Source organism: Novosphingobium sediminicola (assembly GCF_014196525.1).
Taxonomy (GTDB): Bacteria; Pseudomonadota; Alphaproteobacteria; order Sphingomonadales; family Sphingomonadaceae; genus Novosphingobium; species Novosphingobium sediminicola.
Genome location: NZ_JACIDX010000014.1, coordinates 91,244 through 108,567 on the forward strand (window position 1 = coordinate 91,244; position 17,324 = coordinate 108,567).

Sequence of the window (17,324 nt, forward strand, 5' to 3'; positions counted from 1 at the left end):
GGTCAAATCCGGGACTGGGAAAACATGGACTACATCGACGTCACCAACAGCACGGCACAGCGGCACGCCCCGCTGGTTCAGCGTGCCGGGGCGGTCATCGCCACGATGGGCAGCACCTGCAAGCTGCGCCTGATCGAGGGCGAGGCCGATGGCAAAGCCTGCGTGCATGGCGACGATCGCACCACAATCTTGCTGTTTCACGGCCAGACCAACCGGCTCGACCGGCTGCCGGTTCCGCGCGGCGGGCGCAAACCGCGTTTCGCGCTCAACTATGCCGATCCGGCAAGTGAAGATGCGTTGGCCGCGTTAATCTCTTGTGCCACTTTGGGAGGTCCGGTCGCGGCCGATCCCGACTCGCTTTCGGTTCTCGCGCTGGCCGAGCGTCTGGCGATGAGCGACATTCCCGTCCTGATCGGCGGCCCCACCGGCACCGGCAAGGAAGTGCTCAGCCGTTTCATTCATGACAGCAGCCCGCGCAAGAACGGCCCTTTCATTGCCGTCAACTGCGCCGCCATGCCCGAGGCCATGCTCGAAGCCCTGTTGTTCGGCCATACCAAGGGCGCTTTTACCGGCGCGACCAGCGCCAACGAGGGGTTTTTCCGCGCGGCCGACGGCGGCACGCTGCTGCTTGACGAGATTGCCGAAATGCCGCTGGCGCTTCAGGCCAAATTGCTGCGCGCGCTTCAGGAAGGCGAAGTGGTGCCCATCGGCGCGACCCAGCCGGTGCGTTTCGATGTGCGCATCATTGCTGCGGCCAACCGCGATCTGCCCACCGAAGTGGCGCAGGGCCGGTTCCGCGCCGATCTGTTCTATCGCCTCAATGTCTTTCCTCTGGCGCTCAAACCGCTGCGCGAAAGGCTGGAGGACATCGCCCCGCTGGCCTTCGCCCTCGCCCAGCGCCACACGCCCGCGCATCGCGCCGTGCCGTGGATCAGCGCCGAGGCGATCAGCCTGCTGCGCACCCATGGCTGGCCGGGCAATGTGCGCGAGCTGGAAAATGTCATCCGCCGCGCGCTGCTGCTGGCCGAAGGTCTGGGCGGTTCGCCCAGCGCGCAAATCGGCCCCGAACATATCCGCTTTGATTGTGTGGCCAAGCTGGTTGAAGAACCGGTGGCGGCAAGCGAGCCGGTCGCTGCCCCGGCGACGCCCGTTCTTGAGATGCCCGAACCGGCCCCCGCCACCGGGCGCAAGCTGGCCAGCATCGTGCAGGTGAGCGAGGCCAAGGCAATCCTTGAAACGCTGGCGGCCTGTGGCGGCAGCCGGATCGCCGCCGCGCGCCAGTTGGGCATTTCCGAACGCACATTGCGCTACCGGCTCGCCTCGCTGCGTGAAGCCGGGATGCCGGTGGCCGCCGTGGGTGGAGGCCGCAGATGAGCAGCATCGGGGGCATAGGTGGAGCAAGCGGCAGCGCATGGGGCGGGGCATCGGGCCTGCGCGAGATCATGCAGTTGCGCGCCCAGATCATCGAAAAATCACAGATCCTGCAACAGATCCACTCGCCCCAGACCCAGTCTGTCGGCGCGAGCGCATCGGGTCAGGGCCATTTCACCGACAGGCTGAACGAGGCGATGCAATCGGTGAACGCCACCCAGCAGCGCGCCGACCAACTGACCACGGCCTATGAAACCGGCCAGACGCAGGATGTCGCCAAGGTGATGCTGGCGCGGCAGGAGGCCTCTGTGGGTTTCGAGGCCACGCTTCAGGTGCGCAACAAGCTGCTCTCCGCCTATCAAGACATCATGAAGATGGGGGTCTGATAAATGGCTGACCTTGTTCCGGCCGCCGAAATGGGCGGCCTGCCCGCCACGACGCCGGGCTCCATCCTGACCCCGCTGACCGCGCCCGATGCCGGGCCGCCGATGGCGCGCGCGCGCGCTTTTCTGGGTCAGGGGCCGGTCAAAAAGGCGCTGCCCTGGTTTGCGGGCGTGTCCTTGCTGGGCGCGGGCGCGCTGGCATGGGGCATGTTGGCCCAGCCGCCCCAGCGCGTGCTTTATTCGCATCTCGACGATGGCGAGCGCGCCAATGTCGCCGAACAGCTCGACAAGGCCAAGATCACCTATTCGATCGACAATTCCACCGGCACGCTGACCGTGGATGAAGGCAATCTCTACAAGGCGCGCATGGTCGTGGCGCAGAGCGGGACGCTCTCGATGCCCGATACGGCCAATGACAGCCTCGACAAATTGCCGATGGGCGCCAGCCGCGCGCTGGAGGGCGAACGCCTGCGCGCCGCACGCGAACATGAGCTGATGCTCTCGCTCAAGGAAATCGAGGGCGTCCAGTCGGTGCGCGTCCACATTGCCGAGGGCGAGAAATCGGTCTTCGTGCGCGATCAGATCGCCCCTTCGGCCTCGGTCATGCTGCGCCTTGCCGATGGTCGTCAGCTTTCGGACAAGCAGGTTCAGGCCGTGGTCAATCTGGTGGCAGGCTCGGTGCCCGGCCTCTCGCCCGATGCGGTGCGCGTGGTCGATCAACGCGGCCGCCTGCTGACCGATCGCGGCGGGGCGGACAGCGACCGACTGGAAATGCAGGCCCGGCTGGAGGACAAGCTGCACGGACAGGTTGCCGCGCTGCTGACCCCGATGCTGGGCGACGACAATTTCACCAGCGAGGTCCAGATCGATCTGGACATGGAGCAGGTGACCAGCGCGCGCGAATCCTATGACAAGCAGGGCGCCGTGCGCAGCGAGACCAGCCAGCAAAGCCAGCAGGCCGCCACCCCGCAGGCATCGGGCATACCCGGCACGCTGTCGAACACCCCGCCACCCGTCACCCAGCCTTCGCCCGGCGCGCCGCAAGGCACGCCCACATCCGCTGCTGGCCCCGCCCCCACCGCCAGCGAAACCAGCGCCAGCAAGAATTACGAGCTGGGCCGCGAAGTGGCCGTGACCAACCGCGAGCCGGGCCGCATCCGCCGCCTGTCGGTGGCGGTCGCGCTTTCCTCCAAGGCGATGGCCAAGGCCAAGCAGACCGACATCGACCAGATCAAGTCGCTCGTCTCGGCCGCCGTGGGCGCCGATCCGGCGCGCGGCGATCAAGTGGCCGTGGTGGTGCGCAGTTTCGAGCCTATCACCAACGCGCCCGCGCCTTTCTATGAAGCGCCGTGGTTTGCCCGCACGCTGCATTATGGGGCCATGCTGTTGGGCACGCTGATGGTGCTGCTGCTGGGCGTGCGCCCGCTGATCAAGGCGATCCGGGGCGACAAGCCTGCCGCCAAGAAGCTGTCCAAGGCCGATAAGGCCAAGGCGCTGGCCGCAGCGCAGGAAGAGGCGGCAGCCGCCGAGGCTGCCTCTGCCGCCGATCCGCCCGGCCTTGCCGCCATCTCTCCGCGCAGCCGCGATCCCGAGCCGCAGCCCATCGACGCCCGCATGATCGAGCGTCAGGTCGGCCTGGCCCAGCAAATCGTCGACACCAAACCCGACACGGCGGTCATCGCCCTGCGCCAGATGTTGCAGCAGCCCACCCATGAAGAGGCGCCCACGCCATGAGCGAGATGAATTCCATCGAAATGCAAGACGCCGCCGCGCTCGCCATACCTCCCCTTTCCGATGCCGAGGCGGCCGCCGTGCTGGTGATGCTGCTGGATGAAGATCAGGCCAGCCGGATGCTGGGGCAATTGAGCCCGGCCGAATTGCAATTGCTGGGGCAAAAAATGTGCGCTCTGGGCGAAATCGGGCCCGAGGCGATCTGCCGCGCGGTCGATGGCTTTGCCGCCCGCACCGAAAAGCTCGGCATCCACGCATGGGGCCGCACCGACCGCGTGCATGGCATGATGCGCCGCGCCGTTGGCACGATCAAGGCCGACAATCTGATGGAGCGCATCGCGCCTGAGGCTCCGCCCGCCAGCCCGCTCGACATCACCCGCTGGCTCAACCCTGCGGCCATTGTGCCGCTGGTGCGGGGCGAGCATCCCCAGGCGATTGCCGTGTTGCTGATCCAGCTTGAAGCCGATGTCGCGGCCAAGGTGCTGCATTCGCTGCCGCCCGAACAGCAGACGCAGGTGGTTCACCGCGTCGCCACGATGGGCCCGGTCAGCCCCGAGGCGCTCCTGATGCTGGAGGAATTGCTCAGCCGCCGGATCATCGAGTTTCACGGGCGCGGCACGCTGGCCATGGGGGGCGCGAAAAACGCCGCCGAAATCATCAACAACTCGGCCAAGACCGTGGAAAAGCGCGTCATTCCCGAGATCACCAAGATGGACAAGGCGCTGGCCCGCGCGATCGAAAACGAGATGTTCAAATTCGAGCATCTCTTCGAACTCGATCCCAAATCCATGGGCGCGCTGCTGCGCGAGGTGGAGAGCGACATTCTCATCAACGCGCTCAAAGGCATTGCGGAGGATCAGCGCGACGTGTTCTTCGCCGCCATGTCCAGCCGCGCGGCCGATGGCGTCAAGGACGAGATCGCCAGCCGTGGCCGGTTGAAAATGGCCGATTGCGTCGAGGCGCAAAAACAGATCGTCACCGCCGCGCGCCGTCTGGCCGCAGAGGGTGTGATCTCCTTCGGCAGCGGCGAGGACGATTATGTCTGATCTGGGCGCCATGCTGGGCAGCGGCAGCGGAGGCTTCACGCCGGACGCGCGCTTTGCCGGGCTGCGCGGGATCGAGGAGGAACTGCCTCGCCCGCTCTCGGTCATGCGGATGCGGTTTGGCGCCGATGTCGTGCCCGCCGCCTCCGCCCCGCCCCCGGTCATGGTGCCCGAATTTCCGGCCGAGCCGGACCCGATGGAGGAAGCCCGCGCCGATGCCTATGCTCAAGGCTGGGCCGATGCGCAGGAGGCCGCCGAAATGGCCGCGGTGCAGGCCGACAAGACGCGCGGGCGGATGGAAACGGTCATTCACCGGCTGGATGGCGAACTGGCCGAGCAATTCCGCCAGCGCCTGATGGAAACGGTGATCGCGCTGTGTGAAAGCTGCCTTGCGCCGCTGGCGCTGGACAAGGATGCGCTGCTGCGCCGGGTTGAACGCGCGGCGGCCATGTTCTCCCGCGCCGACGATGAACGGGTGATCCGGCTGCACCCGGATGATCTGGCCGCAGTTCAGGCGCGCCTGCCCGAGGACTGGAATGTTCAACCCGACCCGACGGTGGAGCGCGGCGCAATCCGCGTGGAAAGCGGCGGCGGCGAGGATGGCGGCGCCGAGGACGGCCCGCGCCAATGGCGCCGCGCCATCGCCGAGGCGCTCGATGTGGGCGGGCTGGACTGATGCTGCGCATTTTCAACGATCTTCTGGGCGATCCCCAGCCGATTGATCTGACCCCGCGCCGTTATGGCGTGGTGGTGGCCTGCGATGGCGGCTTGCTGGAGGTTTCGGGCCTGTCGGTGCCGGTGGGCGCGCTGTGCCGGATCAGCCATGGCAACGGGCAATCGCTCTGCGCCGAGGTGATCGGATTTCGCAATGGCCGCACGTTGATGATGCTGCTGGGCGATACGGTGCTGCTGCGCCCCGGCGCGCGGGTGCGCCCGGTGGGCAAGCCGGGGATGCTGCCGGTGGGCGAGGTGTTCCTTGGTCGCGCGGTCGATGGCGAGGGCAAGCCGATTGACGGGCTTGGGCCTTTGCATCCGCGCGCCTTGTGGCCAGCGGGCGGGGTGCGCGCGGGCGCGCTGGACCGCAGCCCGGTGCGCCGCAGTTTTGACACCGGCATCCGCGCGCTCAACGCCATCACCACCTTTGGCGTGGGTCAGCGCATCGGCATCATGGCCGGATCGGGCGTGGGCAAATCGGTGCTGCTCGACATGATCGCCCACGGCGCCAGCGCGGAAATCGTCATCGTCGGCCTGATCGGCGAACGCGCGCGCGAAGTCTCCGATTTTGTCGAACGCCATATGGCGGGCAGCAAACGCGCCACCACCGCCGTCATCGCCGTGCCCGCCGACCATGCGCCCAACCTGCGCATTCGCGGCGCGATGCTGGCCACAGCCATGGCCGAATATTTCCGCGCGCAGGGGCGCAAGGTGCTGCTGATCATGGATTCCCTGACCCGCGTGGCCCATGCCGGGCGCGAGATCGGCCTGCTGCTGGGCGAACCGGGCGCGGCGCGCGGCTATCCGCCCTCGGCGCTGGCCACGATCACCAAGCTGGTCGAACGCGCGGGCAATTCGGCGCAGAGCGGCGGGTCGATCACGGGCCTCTACACCGTGCTGGCCGATGGCGATTCTCAGGATGATCCGGTGGTCGATACCGCGCGCTCGATCCTTGACGGGCATATCGTCCTGTCGCGCGATCTGGCCCAGCGCGGGCAATATCCGGCCATCGACATTGCCGCCTCGCTGTCCCGCGTGATGACCGACATTACCAGCCGCGATCACCAACGCCTTGCCCGCGCCTTTCGCGCGCTGGTGGCCGCCTATGAGGCCAACCGCGATCTGGTGCTGATGGGCGCCTATCGCGCCGGGGCCGATCAACAGCTTGACCGCGCCATCGCCATGCATCCCGCCCTGGTGCAATTCCTGACGCAGGAGGGTGGCACGGTCGTTACGCTGGAGCAGTCTGTGGCGCAATTGGGGGCGCTGCTGGGCCCTGAAGGCTCACGATGAAGGCTGAGCGCGACAAGCTGAAGCGTTTGCAAAGGCTTGAGCGCGTGCGCGCCATCGCCAAGCAGACCGTGGCCACCGAGGCCGCCCGCGCCGAGGGCACCTATACCCAATTGATGCAACTGGCCCAGCGGACCGGACAACTGGCCGCCGATTATGCCGCGCGCACCGACATTACCGATGGTGCGGCCCTGCGCGACATGAACCGCTTTGCCGCCGGATTGCAGGGCATCCGCGCCGCAACCCAAGCCGACGCCAACCGCGCGCAGGCCATTGCCGACAAGCGCCAGCAGGAACTGGCCATTGCCGAGCGCCGTCGCGCCGCCGTCGAGGACCGCGCCAATGCGCAAGCCCGGCAAATGGCCGCCCGGCAGTCCTATGCCGCACTGGCCGGACAGATCCAGAGCGCGAAACGCCGCGATTCCAAGGACTGAGGCGCGCGTCGCAAATTGGCACGTCTTTTGCTTAATCCATTGCAAAGCCTGATACGGAGCCACCATCCATGCCCGAAGCCACCAGTTTGAACATCGGTTCCAGCCCTCTGGCCGCGCTGTCCGGCGCCCGGTCGGCCGATGGTTCGGCGGGCGTGGCGGCGCAGGAGGGCGATGCGGGCGGTTTTCAGGCGATGCTGGACTCGCAAACAGGCCGAAACGCGGGGCAAAATCTAGCCCCGACCATGCCTCAAGGCATCGGGCAAAGCTCCCTCACCCCGCAAGTCCTCGCTTCGGGCCTGTCGCCAGCCCAGCCACCGGCAACCGATCCCGCCCGCGAGGCCCAATCAGCGCCGGTTTCCGCGCCGGTAGTGGCCACCATGACGGCTCTGCGTAATACGGCCGCCTCGGTCGCGGGGGTCTCGATCACCTTGCCTGTAATAACCGCCCCCTCGATCAACGGGGCCGACAGGACGCCGGAAACCGGCGCAGCCGCCGCCATGGCGGCACCGCCAAACGGCAATTTGCCGGTGGGCGGCAAAATCTTGCCGGTGGCCCTCGCCCCCGAAGACAGCGCCGATACCGCCCCCGTCGATACGCCAGAGGCAGCCAAACCGGCAATGGCGCAGAGCATGGTCTGGACGGCGCGCCTGCGCAAAGGCGCCGAGGCTCAAGCCGCCGATACGCAGACGGACAAGCCCGTTGATGAAAGCGGCGACGATGAGGGCAATGACGCAAGCGTTGCGAATGCCGCCGCATCGGCCATGCCTGCCCCTGACGCCGTGCTGCCCGCAGCCATTGGTCTGCCTGCTGCTATCATGCTGACGGCCCAGCCTGCGCCACGATCAGCGGCGGGGTCGGAGCAATCCGCGCCCGGCGTGACGGATGACGCAAACGGGCGATCCGGCCGCTCCAGCCCGGCCAGCAGCCCCATCGCGCCCACAACACTGGCCAGCACAACACCGGCCAATGCGCCAGCCGCGCAGGCTCGCCCCGCCACCGCCTTGCCCCTCAACCAGGCGGGCGCGTGCGTTCAGGATCCAGCAGCGGCCAATACTGTCCCTGCCGAGGCTATCCCTGCCGGCAACGCCCTGCCTGCGGGCCTGCCGCAATGGCTGGGCGCGCAGCAGGCCGAAGTCACGGTGAAGGAAGACACGGCGCAGATCGCGCCCGCGCCGGGCAAGATCGCCATCAAGGCAACCAAGGCCGCCGCACAGGCCGATCTGCCTGAATCATCGCCCGCAACGCCAGCCAACAGCGACACCGCTGGCCCCCTGTCCGCGCCGCAAGTGTCGGCCTCCGCCTTCTCGGCAAGCCCGCTGCATCAAGCCACCCATGCGAGCATGCAGGATGCCCTATCGCCCGCCGCCGATACGCAGGCATCTCTGGCGGCCGCCAGCGCGCAGCCCCTCGATAGCGCCAGCCGCAGCATGGCCATGCCCTCCGAAAGCGGCGCCTCACGCGATATGAGCGCGCTGGTTGACCGGCTGGTCGAGGCGCGCGCGGCGATGCGTTCGGGGGCATCGACGCAATGGGTGCAGACATCGATCCAGCATGCCGAATTTGGCCGGGTCGCCTTGCAGATCCGTCAGGATGGCAACAATCTCTCGGTGGCCATGGCCAGCAGCGATCCTGATTTCGCACCCGCCGCACAGGCCGCGCTGAACGCTTCGCAAAGCCTGCTGCAACCCGCAGCCGCCAGCCAGAGCGGCGCGGATACGGGCCAGAACCAGAGCCAAAACGCAGGACAAGACAACCGGCAACCAGGACAAGGCAACAGCCCCGCCTTTAACGGACAATCAGGCGGACAGTTCAGCGGCCAATTCAGCGGACAGCCGGGCGGGCAGAACCAGCAGTCCGCGCGCCAGCAGGCCCCCTTTGCCGACAATCAGATCGCCCAACAGGCTCAGACCCTGCGCGATGCGGCCAACGCCCCGTCCACCGGCGCCGCGCTGTCGGGTCGCTCCGGCATTCTGGCCTGATCCGCCGCCCTTCGTTTGAAACAAATCAGAGACCGACATCATGAGCAAAGACAAGACCGAGACCGGCGATAAACCCGCCAAGGGCAAAAGCCCGATTATGCTGATCGCGATCACGGCGGTGCTGATGCTGGCGGTGGGCGGGGGCGGGGCCTTTGCCATGGTCAAGATGGGCATCATCGGCGGCGGAAAGAGCGAACATGTCAAAGAAGACAATTCGCCTAAACTGATCCGCAAGGGTCAGGAGGACCCCTATGCCGCCAAACCCGCCGAAGGGGGCAAGGAAGGCGAAGGCGCGGTGAAAGAAGTCGAGGGCGAAGGCGGCAGCCCCTACAAGACCTCCTATTATACGTTCTCCGAGGATTTCACCTCCAATCTCAAGAATTCCTCGGCGCTGGTCCAGATCTCGGTCGCCTGTTCGACGCATCGCGATGGGCGCGTTCTTATGTGGTTGAAAAAGCACGAGTTGGCCATCCGTTCGGAAATGCTCGCGGTGCTGGCTGATACGCCCGAAGAGGAAGTTTCCACCGTGGAAGGTAAGGAGAAACTGCAAAAGCGGCTTACCGCATCCATTAATCATGTTTTGACAGAGGAAGAGGGCTTCGGCGGCATCGACGCCGTCTATTTCAAGAGCTTCCTCGTCCAGTAATCCGCCAGAGCGACCGGAGACCCGCATCATGAAACCGCAGCGCGAGTTCATCGCCGAGCGCCCGTTGGCCGAGCATTGCCCCGAGTTGTTGAAGCGCGGCCCGGCGCCCGAAGACCTGCTGCATCTGCTGGAAAAAATGGGCCAGCGTTTTGCCCGCCGCCTGTCGGGCGCCTTTGCCCCGCTGATGGGCGGCGAGGCCCCGATTGTCAGTTGCACCAGCCCGCGCGAAACCAAGCTCTCCAGCCTGAATTCCTCGATTGCCGCGCTGGCCGCCAACAGTCTGCTGGCCATCGGCAGCGCACAGACGCCGATGCTGGTTTCCATCGAGGCCGAACCGGTGCTGCGCATCGTCGATCGCGCCTTTGGCGGCAAGGGCGAGGCCCCGGCCCCGATGCCCAAGCAATTTCCCCCCGCCGCCGAATTGATGATCGCTCGGCTCGAAGTGCTGCTGGCCGAACATCTGGCGGCGGCGGTGACGGCCACTGCAGGGCGCGCAAGCGATGGCGACATGCCCGACATCACCGCCATCCGCCGCGATGGCAGTCTGACCGCTCTGTCGCCCTTTGACGACAATCTGCCGCTGGCCATGCTGTCGCTGGAGGTGGACGATGGCGGGGTTCTGCCCTGGCTGATGACGGTGGCCATGCCCTTTGCCACGCTGGGGCGGATCTTTGGCTATGCCGAAAAGCCCGCCCGCCGCGCCGCGCCGCATTATCGCGGCGATCCGATGGCCGCGCCCTTTGGCGATGTGCCGGTCACGCTCAGCGCGGTGCTGGTGGACATGCGCGTGCCTTTCCCCGCGATCGCCACGCTGGCGCCCGGCGTCATCCTGCCGGTATCCGTTTCGCGCCAGATTCCCCTGCGCGTGGGCGAAAACACCATCGCCCATGGCACCGTGGGCACGATGGACGACCGCGTGGCCGTAAAAATCGACAAGGCCTTTACCGATGAGAGGACCAACCCATGAATTTCGAAACTTCGCAAGGCTTTGGCGCGCGCGGCTTTGACTTCCTCAAGGATGTCGATGTGCGCCTCTCGGTCGAATTGGGCCGCACCGACATGAAGCTGAAAGATGTGCTGGCGCTGGGCGAGGAAAGCGTGGTGCTGCTCGACCGGCTGACCGATGAATTGCTGGACGTGATGGTCAATGGCAAGGTCATCGCCAAGGGCGAGATCGTGGCACAGGGCAACCGCTTTGGCCTGCGCATCGTGGAAATGGCGGGCAGCGAAGACAGCCCCGAAATGCCCGCCCCCACCGCGCGCGGCCGTGGCAAGGCTGCGGACTCCGAATAATGCTGTGGTATGTCGCCAAGCTGTTGATCCTCCTGCCGCTGATCGGCGTCATGATCTGGGGCAGCCTGAAACTGTCGCAGAAATTCCAGTCGCGCTTTATGGCCGCCGGGCAAGGCCGCCGCATCCGCATCGTGGAAACCGTGATGCTCAGCCCGACCCAGAAGCTGGCGGTGATCGCCTTTCACGGGCGCGAAATTCTGGTGGCCAGCACGCGCCATGGCATGACGCGCCTGTCCGAGGTCGAGGTGATCGACGGCGAGGCGTTTGAGGAAAATTTCCGCGACGGGGCCGATTTCGCCCAGACTTTGCGGAGGATCGACAAGTGAGGCCGATGATGCGCGCCCTTTGGGCGATCCCCATCCTGTTCCACGCGGGCGCGGCCATGGCGCAGGCGGCCCCGCCGGGGTCGGCCATTCCGGGCGCGCTCGACCGGGCCTTTACCTCGATGAACGGCGGGCCGGGCGGGGGCATGACGCTCTCGATGCAGATGCTGCTCATCATGGGCCTGCTCTCGGTCCTGCCCACGCTGATCCTGATGATGACCAGCTTTACCCGCGTGCTGGTGGTCTTTTCGATCCTCCGGCAAGCGATGGGGTTGCAGCAATCGCCGCCCAATCAGGTGCTGATCGGGCTGGCGCTGTTCCTCTCGCTCTTTATCATGACGCCCACGCTGGATAAGGTGACAGCCAATGCGCTCACCCCCTATTCGGCGGGGCGGATCAATGCCGAACAGGCGATTGCGGCATCGGGGGTGGAATTTCACGCCTTCATGATCCGTCAGACGCGCCGCGCCGATCTACAGATGTTTGCCGATATGGCCAAGGCGCCCAAGTTCAACCGGCCTGATGATGTGCCTTTCTCGATCCTGCTGCCCGCCTATGTCACCTCTGAGCTGAAAACCGCGTTTCAGATCGGCTTCATGCTCTATCTGCCCTTTCTGGTGATCGACCTTGTGGTTTCGGCGGTGTTGATGAGCCTTGGCATGATGATGCTCAGCCCGGCCATGATCTCCTTGCCGTTCAAGCTGTTGCTTTTCGTGCTGGTCGATGGCTGGGCGCTGTTGATGGGCAGCCTTGCGGCCAGCTTCAATTGATGGACGAGACCTCGCCCCTCCTCGCTCTGGCCGACCGCATGCTTTATGTGGTCGCGCTGTGCGGCGCGCCGGTGCTGCTCACCAGCCTTGCCGTCGGCCTTGTCGTCTCGATCTTTCAGGCCGCCACTTCGGTCAACGAACAGACCTTGACCTTCATCCCCAAGGTGGTCGCCACCGGGCTGGTGCTGGTGCTGTTTGGCGCAGGGATGCTGGGGCTGATCGAGGATTTTGCCCGCGAGATCTTTGCCGCCATCGCCCATCTGGGCGCGATGCCCGGTCAATAGAGGGGGCCAATAAGCGATGATCGGCCTCGATTTCGGCTTTGGCCCGCTTCAGGATGAATTCTTCCGCTGGATGTTCCTGATGACGCGGATCGGGGCCGCCTTGGTGGCCGCGCCCTTTTTCGGCATGATGAACATTCCGGTGCAGGTGCGCGTGATCACGGCGGGCGCGATTGCCGTGCTGGTGACCGCGTGGACCAACACCGCGATGCCCGCGCACCTCTTCTCGCTCTCGGGCCTGCTGGCGGTGGCGGGCGAGGTGTTGGTGGGCACGGTGATGGGCTTTGTCCTGCAATTTGCCTTTGCCGCCCCGGCGATTGCCGCCGAACTGATCGGATCAGGCATGGGCCTGTCGATGGCCTCGACGGTGGACCCGCAAAATGGCGCGCATTCGCCCGCGCTGGGGCAATATTTCACCGTGGTGCTGACGCTGGTGTTCTTTGGCCTTGGGTGCCATCTGCAATGGATCGCGCTGGTGGTCAAAAGCTATGAGGTCTTTGCGCCGGGCCACACATGGATCGGGCCGGACCGGATACAGGCGATCCTCTCCTTCGGCTCGGTGCTGTTTGCCACCGCCGTCGCCATGGCGCTGCCGGTGACGCTGCTTTTGCTGCTGGTGCTGGTGGTGGCGGGGGTGCTCTCGCGCTCGGCCCCGGCGCTCAATCTGTTCTCGCTGGGCCTGCCCTCGGCGATTGCGGCCGGGTTTGCCGCGCTGCTGGCCACCACGCCCATGTTGACCGACCGGATGATCGAATTGTCCGCCGATGCCATACGCGCGGCCGCGCGCATGATCGGGGCCTGAGACCATGGCAGAGGAAGGCCCCGGCGAAAAGACCCACGCCCCAACCGCCAAGCGGCTGAAAGAGGCGGCCGAAAACGGCGACGTCCTGCGCTCGCGCGATCTGGGCGTGGCGGTCACGATGCTGCTGGCCGCCGCGTTTTTGCGGACGGGGGGGCCTTGGATCCTCGACGGGCTGTCGCGGGTGATGCGTATGGGCTTTGCGTGGGACCGCGCCACCATCGAGGATTTCAACCCCGCGCGCATGGCCTCCACCGCGCTGTGGCTGACCGCGCCGCCGGTGCTGGTGCTGGGCCTGTTGATGGCGGTGATGGCGGTGATAACCCAGCTTGGCCCATCGCCGGGCGGGCGTTTCATGATGAGCAATGTCGCGCCCAAATTCAGCCGTTTGAACCCGATGTCGGGCTTTAAGCGGATGTTCGGCGCCAATGGCTGGATCGAGGTGGGCAAGGGCCTGCTCAAGCTGGTGCTTCTGGGAAGCATTGCGTGGTTCTGGGCCGGGTCGCGGATTGCGCCGATGCTCGAACTGGGCGCGGTGGGGCTGGCGGGGCAATTGAATTTTGCGTGGGATGCGCTGACCAGCCTGTTGTTTCAATTGTCGGGCGGGCTGATCCTCATCGCGCTGTTTGATTTTCCGGTGCAATGGATCCGCCGGATGCGGCGGTTGCGCATGAGCCTTGAGGAAATCAAGGAAGAGAACAAGCAGCAGGAAGGCAGCCCCGAGGCCAAGGGCGCGCAAAAGCGCCGCCAGCGCCAGATCGCCATGGGCGCGATTGCCACCGCCATGGCCAAGGCGCAATTCGTGGTGACCAACCCCACCCATTTCGCCGTCGCGCTGACCTATGATCCGGCCGCCGCCGCCGCGCCCTTTGTTGTGGCCAAGGGGCGGGGCGAAAAGGCACTGGCGATCCGCGAACTGGCCGCCGAGCGCGCGCTGCCCTGTCTGGAATTTCCCGGCCTTGCCCGCGCGATCTATTACACCACCCGCGAACAGCAGATGATCCGCGAGGAACTCTATATCGCGGTCGCGGCGGTATTGTCCTTCGTCTATGCCCTGAAACGCGGCGAGCACCGCCCCGCCCCCACCATCGAAGTGCCCGCAGACCTGCGTTTCGACGGCGACGGACGCCCCGATCCGACCAATGATTATGATCCCTTCGCCACCCCTTAAGTCGCGCCTCCAACGGACGTTCTTTCAACCATGACCACGACCAGCGCCACAACCAGCACCAGCACGGCGTCGACCACCACGACGACCAGCAGCTCATCGGTAGGCTCTCAACTGCTCACCTCGCTGGGCGTTGGCACCGGGGTGGACATGACCGAGATGGCGACCAACATCGCCACCGCGCAATTCGCCACCCAGACCGACGCGGTGAACAACCGCCTCTCGAACGTGGCGCTGCAGATTTCGCAGGCATCGCAGTTGAAGAGCGATCTCCTCACGCTCTCCTCGTCCTTTTCCACCCTGATCGACAGCGGCAATTTGCTGCCCGCGCCCACGGTCACCAACAGCTCGGTCGCCGGCGCCTCCCTGCCCAGCGGCAGCAGCGGCATCACCGGCACCTATGCGCTCGAAGTCACCGCTCTGGCCCAGCCGCAGGTGCTGGCCACCACCAGCTTTTCGGCCGGCGCGGCAACGATGAAGGCGGGCACGCTGACCTTCGATTTCGGCACGTCCAGCGGCTCCACCTTTACCGCCGACACCAGCCACGCCAGCAAGACGATCACCATCGCCGACGGCGCGACGCTGGCCCAGGTGGCCAGCGCCGTCAACAGCGCCCGGATCGGCGTCACCGCCTATGTGGCCACCAACGCCAATGGGTCACAACTGGTGTTCAAGGGATCGGAAGGCGCGGCCAACGGCTTTACCATCACCGCCAATGACACATCGACCGGCACCAGCACGGGCGCCAGCAGCCTGAGCACGCTGGCCTATAATCCGGCGGTGACCTCGACCACGATCACCCGCCAGCAATCGGCAGGCGATGCCGCCTACAAGCTGGACGGGATCAGCCGCACCAGCACCAGCAACACGATCGACAATGCCGCCCCCGGCCTCTCGCTCAAGCTGACGGGCACCAACAGCGGCAATCCCACCACGATCACCTATTCCGACCCCTCCAGCGGCGTCACCTCGACGATGTCCAATCTGGTCAGCGCGCTCAACGCCATCATGACCGAGCTGAACAGCGACATGTCGGCCTCGACCGGCAATCTGTATAATGACTCGGGCGCCAAGGCCGTCTCGCGCGCCTTTTCGCAGCTGGCCGGTACGACGATCATGAAGAATGCCGCCGATGGCGAGCCCAAGACGCTGGCCGATCTTGGCGTTTCGACCAAGAAGGACGGCACATTTGCACTGGACACGACCAAGCTGGCCAAGGCGCTGTCGGACAATCCGGCCGGGGTGGCCGCGATGTTCACCAAGGGCGTCAACGGCATCTACAGCACGGTCTATAAAATGACCTCGGCGCTGACCACCAGCACCGACACCGGTTCGCTGGCCGGTTCGATCACGCGCTATACCGCCCAGCAAACCACGCTGACCACGCAGAAGAGCAAGCTGAGCGATCAGCAGGCGGCGCTGCGCGCAAGGCTGATCACGCAGTATGCCGCCGCCAACACCGCGGTGGCCGCGTCCAATTCCACGCTGACCTATCTGAAAAATCAGATCGCCGCGTGGAACAAGACAAGCAATTAAGAAGGACCGCTCGACATGCTCGCCCGCCGCAATCCTGGCGAAGTCTATCGCCGGGTGGATTTCGATGCTCGTGTTTCCGGAGCCACGCCGGGCGAACTGGTGCGCCTGTGCTATGAACAATTGATCTCGTCGCTGGGCGGGGCGTTGATCGCGGTCCAGCGCGGCGACAATCAGATGAAGAGCCAGATGCTGACCCGCGCCATTTCCGCGCTCAACGCGCTGCACATGGGCGTTTCGGGCGACGATGGAGTCGCCGGCGCGCTGATCCATTTCTATACGGCCACCCGCCGCGCGGTGCTGGACAGCGTGCTGGATTTCGATGCCGATACTATCGCCCAGATACGGCAGGACTTTATCGACATTTCCGAAAGCATGAGTCGCGCCGCCAGTTGAGGGCGCGATCAGACAAATAGGCGCGATCTGTATAAAAATACGAGCCAACAGATAAAAAATTTACATCGAATTTCTGCTGGAACGTGTCACATAATGAACGAAAAAATCATTATCATACAGACATGATTCAGTAAAATAACAATCCATGACAGCAATCCCTGAAAACCAAGGATTAGCTCTTACGGCCAAATACTTACTATCCCTTGAATGAAACGGTTTCGGATCGAACGCTACGCCGTAACGGAGCCAGTTAACGTCCAATGCCTAAGCAAGTTTTGCTAGGCATTAACCAAGATCACTTCAGGGGGTGAGGTTACATTGAACAACGGGACCAGCCTTTTTCTCGTCGATGGCGATGTCCGGCGCCGGGCCGCCATTTCACACTGCCTTGCCGGCAGCACGGTGCATGTCGAACCTTTCGAGGATCCGTCCGAACTCATCGCCCGCTGGCCCAAGACAGGTCTGCTGCTGGTGCATGACGATGGGCGCTCGATCGGCATGCTGCTGGCGCAAATGGGGCGGCTGGGGCAATGGCTGCCGGTTATCGGCTTTGCCCAGGAGCCCAGCACGAGGCAGGTCGTGGGGGCCGTCCTTGAAGGCGCAATCGACTATGTTTCATGGCCCTTTACCCGCGAAGAAATCATCGGCGTGGTCGAACAGGCCGAGGCCAAGGCCGAAGTCTTTGGCAGCGCCAAGCTGCGCGAGGCGCTGGCCCGCAGCCGGGTGGACCGCCTCACCAAGCGTGAGCGTGAGGTGCTGGCGGGCGTGGCGGGCGGCCTGTCAAACCGGATGATCGGGGAAAAGCTGTCGATCTCGCCGCGCACGGTGGAAATTCACCGCGCCAATATGCTGACCAAGATGGGCGCCAATCATACGTCCGAGGCGATCCGCATCGCTATCGAGGCCGCGCTGGTCAGTTGACCCGCAATGCAGTCGAAAATGAAAACGGCGCTCCATTGGGGCGCCGTTCTCATTTCGGGGGCAATCGGGGCAAAGCCTGTCCGGAATGGCGGGATCTGCGCTTTCGCGGATGCAGCAGAACGGGAATAAATTGCCCGCAACACCGCTCCATCTCACACCAAAATTGAATCCCGATAAGCAGCTTGCAGGATCGGCACGACGAGACGGCATCCCATGGACAGCCGCCCGGAACAGACTGGCCCGATCCCA

19 protein-coding genes are annotated in these 17,324 nt (G+C 65.0%); all 19 read left to right on the plus strand.

Features of this window, described 5'->3' with window-relative positions; all coding sequences use genetic code 11:
- Positions 1–24: 24 nt before the first annotated feature.
- The 19 genes from GGR38_RS17330 (at position 25) to GGR38_RS17420 (ending at position 17,075) form a co-directional block, all read left to right on the plus strand.
- Positions 25–1,374, plus strand: a complete 1,350-nt coding sequence (locus GGR38_RS17330) for a sigma-54 interaction domain-containing protein (protein WP_183627414.1) — start codon at positions 25–27, stop codon at positions 1,372–1,374.
- Complete coding sequence (fliE, locus tag GGR38_RS17335) at positions 1,371–1,757, plus strand: flagellar hook-basal body complex protein FliE (protein WP_183627415.1); 387 nt, start codon at positions 1,371–1,373, stop codon at positions 1,755–1,757. Before GGR38_RS17330 ends, fliE begins: the two co-directional genes overlap by 4 nt.
- A gap of 3 nt (positions 1,758–1,760) precedes the next feature.
- A complete protein-coding gene (gene fliF / locus GGR38_RS17340) occupies positions 1,761–3,488 on the plus strand; it encodes a flagellar basal-body MS-ring/collar protein FliF (protein WP_183627416.1) in 1,728 nt (575 codons plus the stop codon).
- Complete coding sequence (locus GGR38_RS17345; RefSeq protein WP_246404869.1) at positions 3,485–4,531, plus strand: flagellar motor switch protein FliG; 1,047 nt, start codon at positions 3,485–3,487, stop codon at positions 4,529–4,531. Before fliF ends, GGR38_RS17345 begins: the two co-directional genes overlap by 4 nt.
- Positions 4,524–5,204 carry a FliH/SctL family protein gene (locus GGR38_RS17350; RefSeq protein ID WP_183627417.1) on the plus strand — a complete coding sequence of 227 codons (681 nt, stop codon included), beginning with the start codon at positions 4,524–4,526 and terminating at the stop codon, positions 5,202–5,204. Before GGR38_RS17345 ends, GGR38_RS17350 begins: the two co-directional genes overlap by 8 nt.
- Positions 5,204–6,535, plus strand: coding sequence for a FliI/YscN family ATPase (locus GGR38_RS17355; protein WP_183627418.1), 1,332 nt, complete (start codon positions 5,204–5,206; stop codon positions 6,533–6,535). The genes GGR38_RS17350 and GGR38_RS17355 overlap by 1 nt, the downstream gene beginning before the upstream one ends.
- A complete protein-coding gene (locus tag GGR38_RS17360) occupies positions 6,532–6,966 on the plus strand; it encodes a hypothetical protein (protein ID WP_183627419.1) in 435 nt (144 codons plus the stop codon). Before GGR38_RS17355 ends, GGR38_RS17360 begins: the two co-directional genes overlap by 4 nt.
- 68 nt (positions 6,967–7,034) lie before the next feature.
- The gene (locus tag GGR38_RS17365; protein ID WP_183627420.1) at positions 7,035–8,945 is read left to right on the plus strand and encodes a hypothetical protein; all 1,911 of its coding nucleotides are present in this window, start codon (positions 7,035–7,037) and stop codon (positions 8,943–8,945) included.
- Between the two features lie 40 nt (positions 8,946–8,985).
- On the plus strand, positions 8,986–9,591 hold the full coding sequence (locus tag GGR38_RS17370; RefSeq protein WP_183627421.1) for a flagellar basal body-associated FliL family protein: 606 nt from the start codon (positions 8,986–8,988) through the stop codon (positions 9,589–9,591).
- 28 nt (positions 9,592–9,619) lie between these two features.
- Positions 9,620–10,558 (plus strand): FliM/FliN family flagellar motor switch protein, encoded by a 939-nt coding sequence (locus GGR38_RS17375; RefSeq protein WP_183627422.1) that lies wholly within the window; start codon positions 9,620–9,622, stop codon positions 10,556–10,558.
- Complete coding sequence (fliN, locus tag GGR38_RS17380; RefSeq protein ID WP_183627423.1) at positions 10,555–10,884, plus strand: flagellar motor switch protein FliN; 330 nt, start codon at positions 10,555–10,557, stop codon at positions 10,882–10,884. Before GGR38_RS17375 ends, fliN begins: the two co-directional genes overlap by 4 nt.
- The gene (locus GGR38_RS17385) at positions 10,884–11,210 is read left to right on the plus strand and encodes a flagellar biosynthetic protein FliO (RefSeq protein ID WP_172342066.1); all 327 of its coding nucleotides are present in this window, start codon (positions 10,884–10,886) and stop codon (positions 11,208–11,210) included. Before fliN ends, GGR38_RS17385 begins: the two co-directional genes overlap by 1 nt.
- Before the next feature lie 8 nt (positions 11,211–11,218).
- Positions 11,219–11,977 (plus strand): flagellar type III secretion system pore protein FliP, encoded by a 759-nt coding sequence (gene fliP / locus GGR38_RS17390; RefSeq protein ID WP_425497068.1) that lies wholly within the window; start codon positions 11,219–11,221, stop codon positions 11,975–11,977.
- Positions 11,977–12,261 (plus strand): flagellar biosynthetic protein FliQ, encoded by a 285-nt coding sequence (locus tag GGR38_RS17395; protein ID WP_168604284.1) that lies wholly within the window; start codon positions 11,977–11,979, stop codon positions 12,259–12,261. The genes fliP and GGR38_RS17395 overlap by 1 nt, the downstream gene beginning before the upstream one ends.
- Before the next feature lie 16 nt (positions 12,262–12,277).
- Positions 12,278–13,060 carry a flagellar biosynthetic protein FliR gene (fliR, locus tag GGR38_RS17400; protein ID WP_183627425.1) on the plus strand — a complete coding sequence of 261 codons (783 nt, stop codon included), beginning with the start codon at positions 12,278–12,280 and terminating at the stop codon, positions 13,058–13,060.
- 4 nt (positions 13,061–13,064) lie between these two features.
- A complete protein-coding gene (locus GGR38_RS17405; RefSeq protein ID WP_183627426.1) occupies positions 13,065–14,228 on the plus strand; it encodes an EscU/YscU/HrcU family type III secretion system export apparatus switch protein in 1,164 nt (387 codons plus the stop codon).
- A gap of 30 nt (positions 14,229–14,258) precedes the next feature.
- Positions 14,259–15,761, plus strand: a complete 1,503-nt coding sequence (gene fliD, locus GGR38_RS17410) for a flagellar filament capping protein FliD (protein ID WP_183627427.1) — start codon at positions 14,259–14,261, stop codon at positions 15,759–15,761.
- Positions 15,762–15,776: 15 nt separating this feature from the next.
- Positions 15,777–16,154, plus strand: coding sequence for a flagellar export chaperone FliS (locus tag GGR38_RS17415; RefSeq protein WP_183627428.1), 378 nt, complete (start codon positions 15,777–15,779; stop codon positions 16,152–16,154).
- A gap of 318 nt (positions 16,155–16,472) precedes the next feature.
- Entirely contained in the window at positions 16,473–17,075 is a 603-nt protein-coding gene (locus GGR38_RS17420) for a response regulator transcription factor (RefSeq protein WP_172342060.1), read from the plus strand.
- The last annotated feature ends 249 nt before the right edge of the window (positions 17,076–17,324 follow it).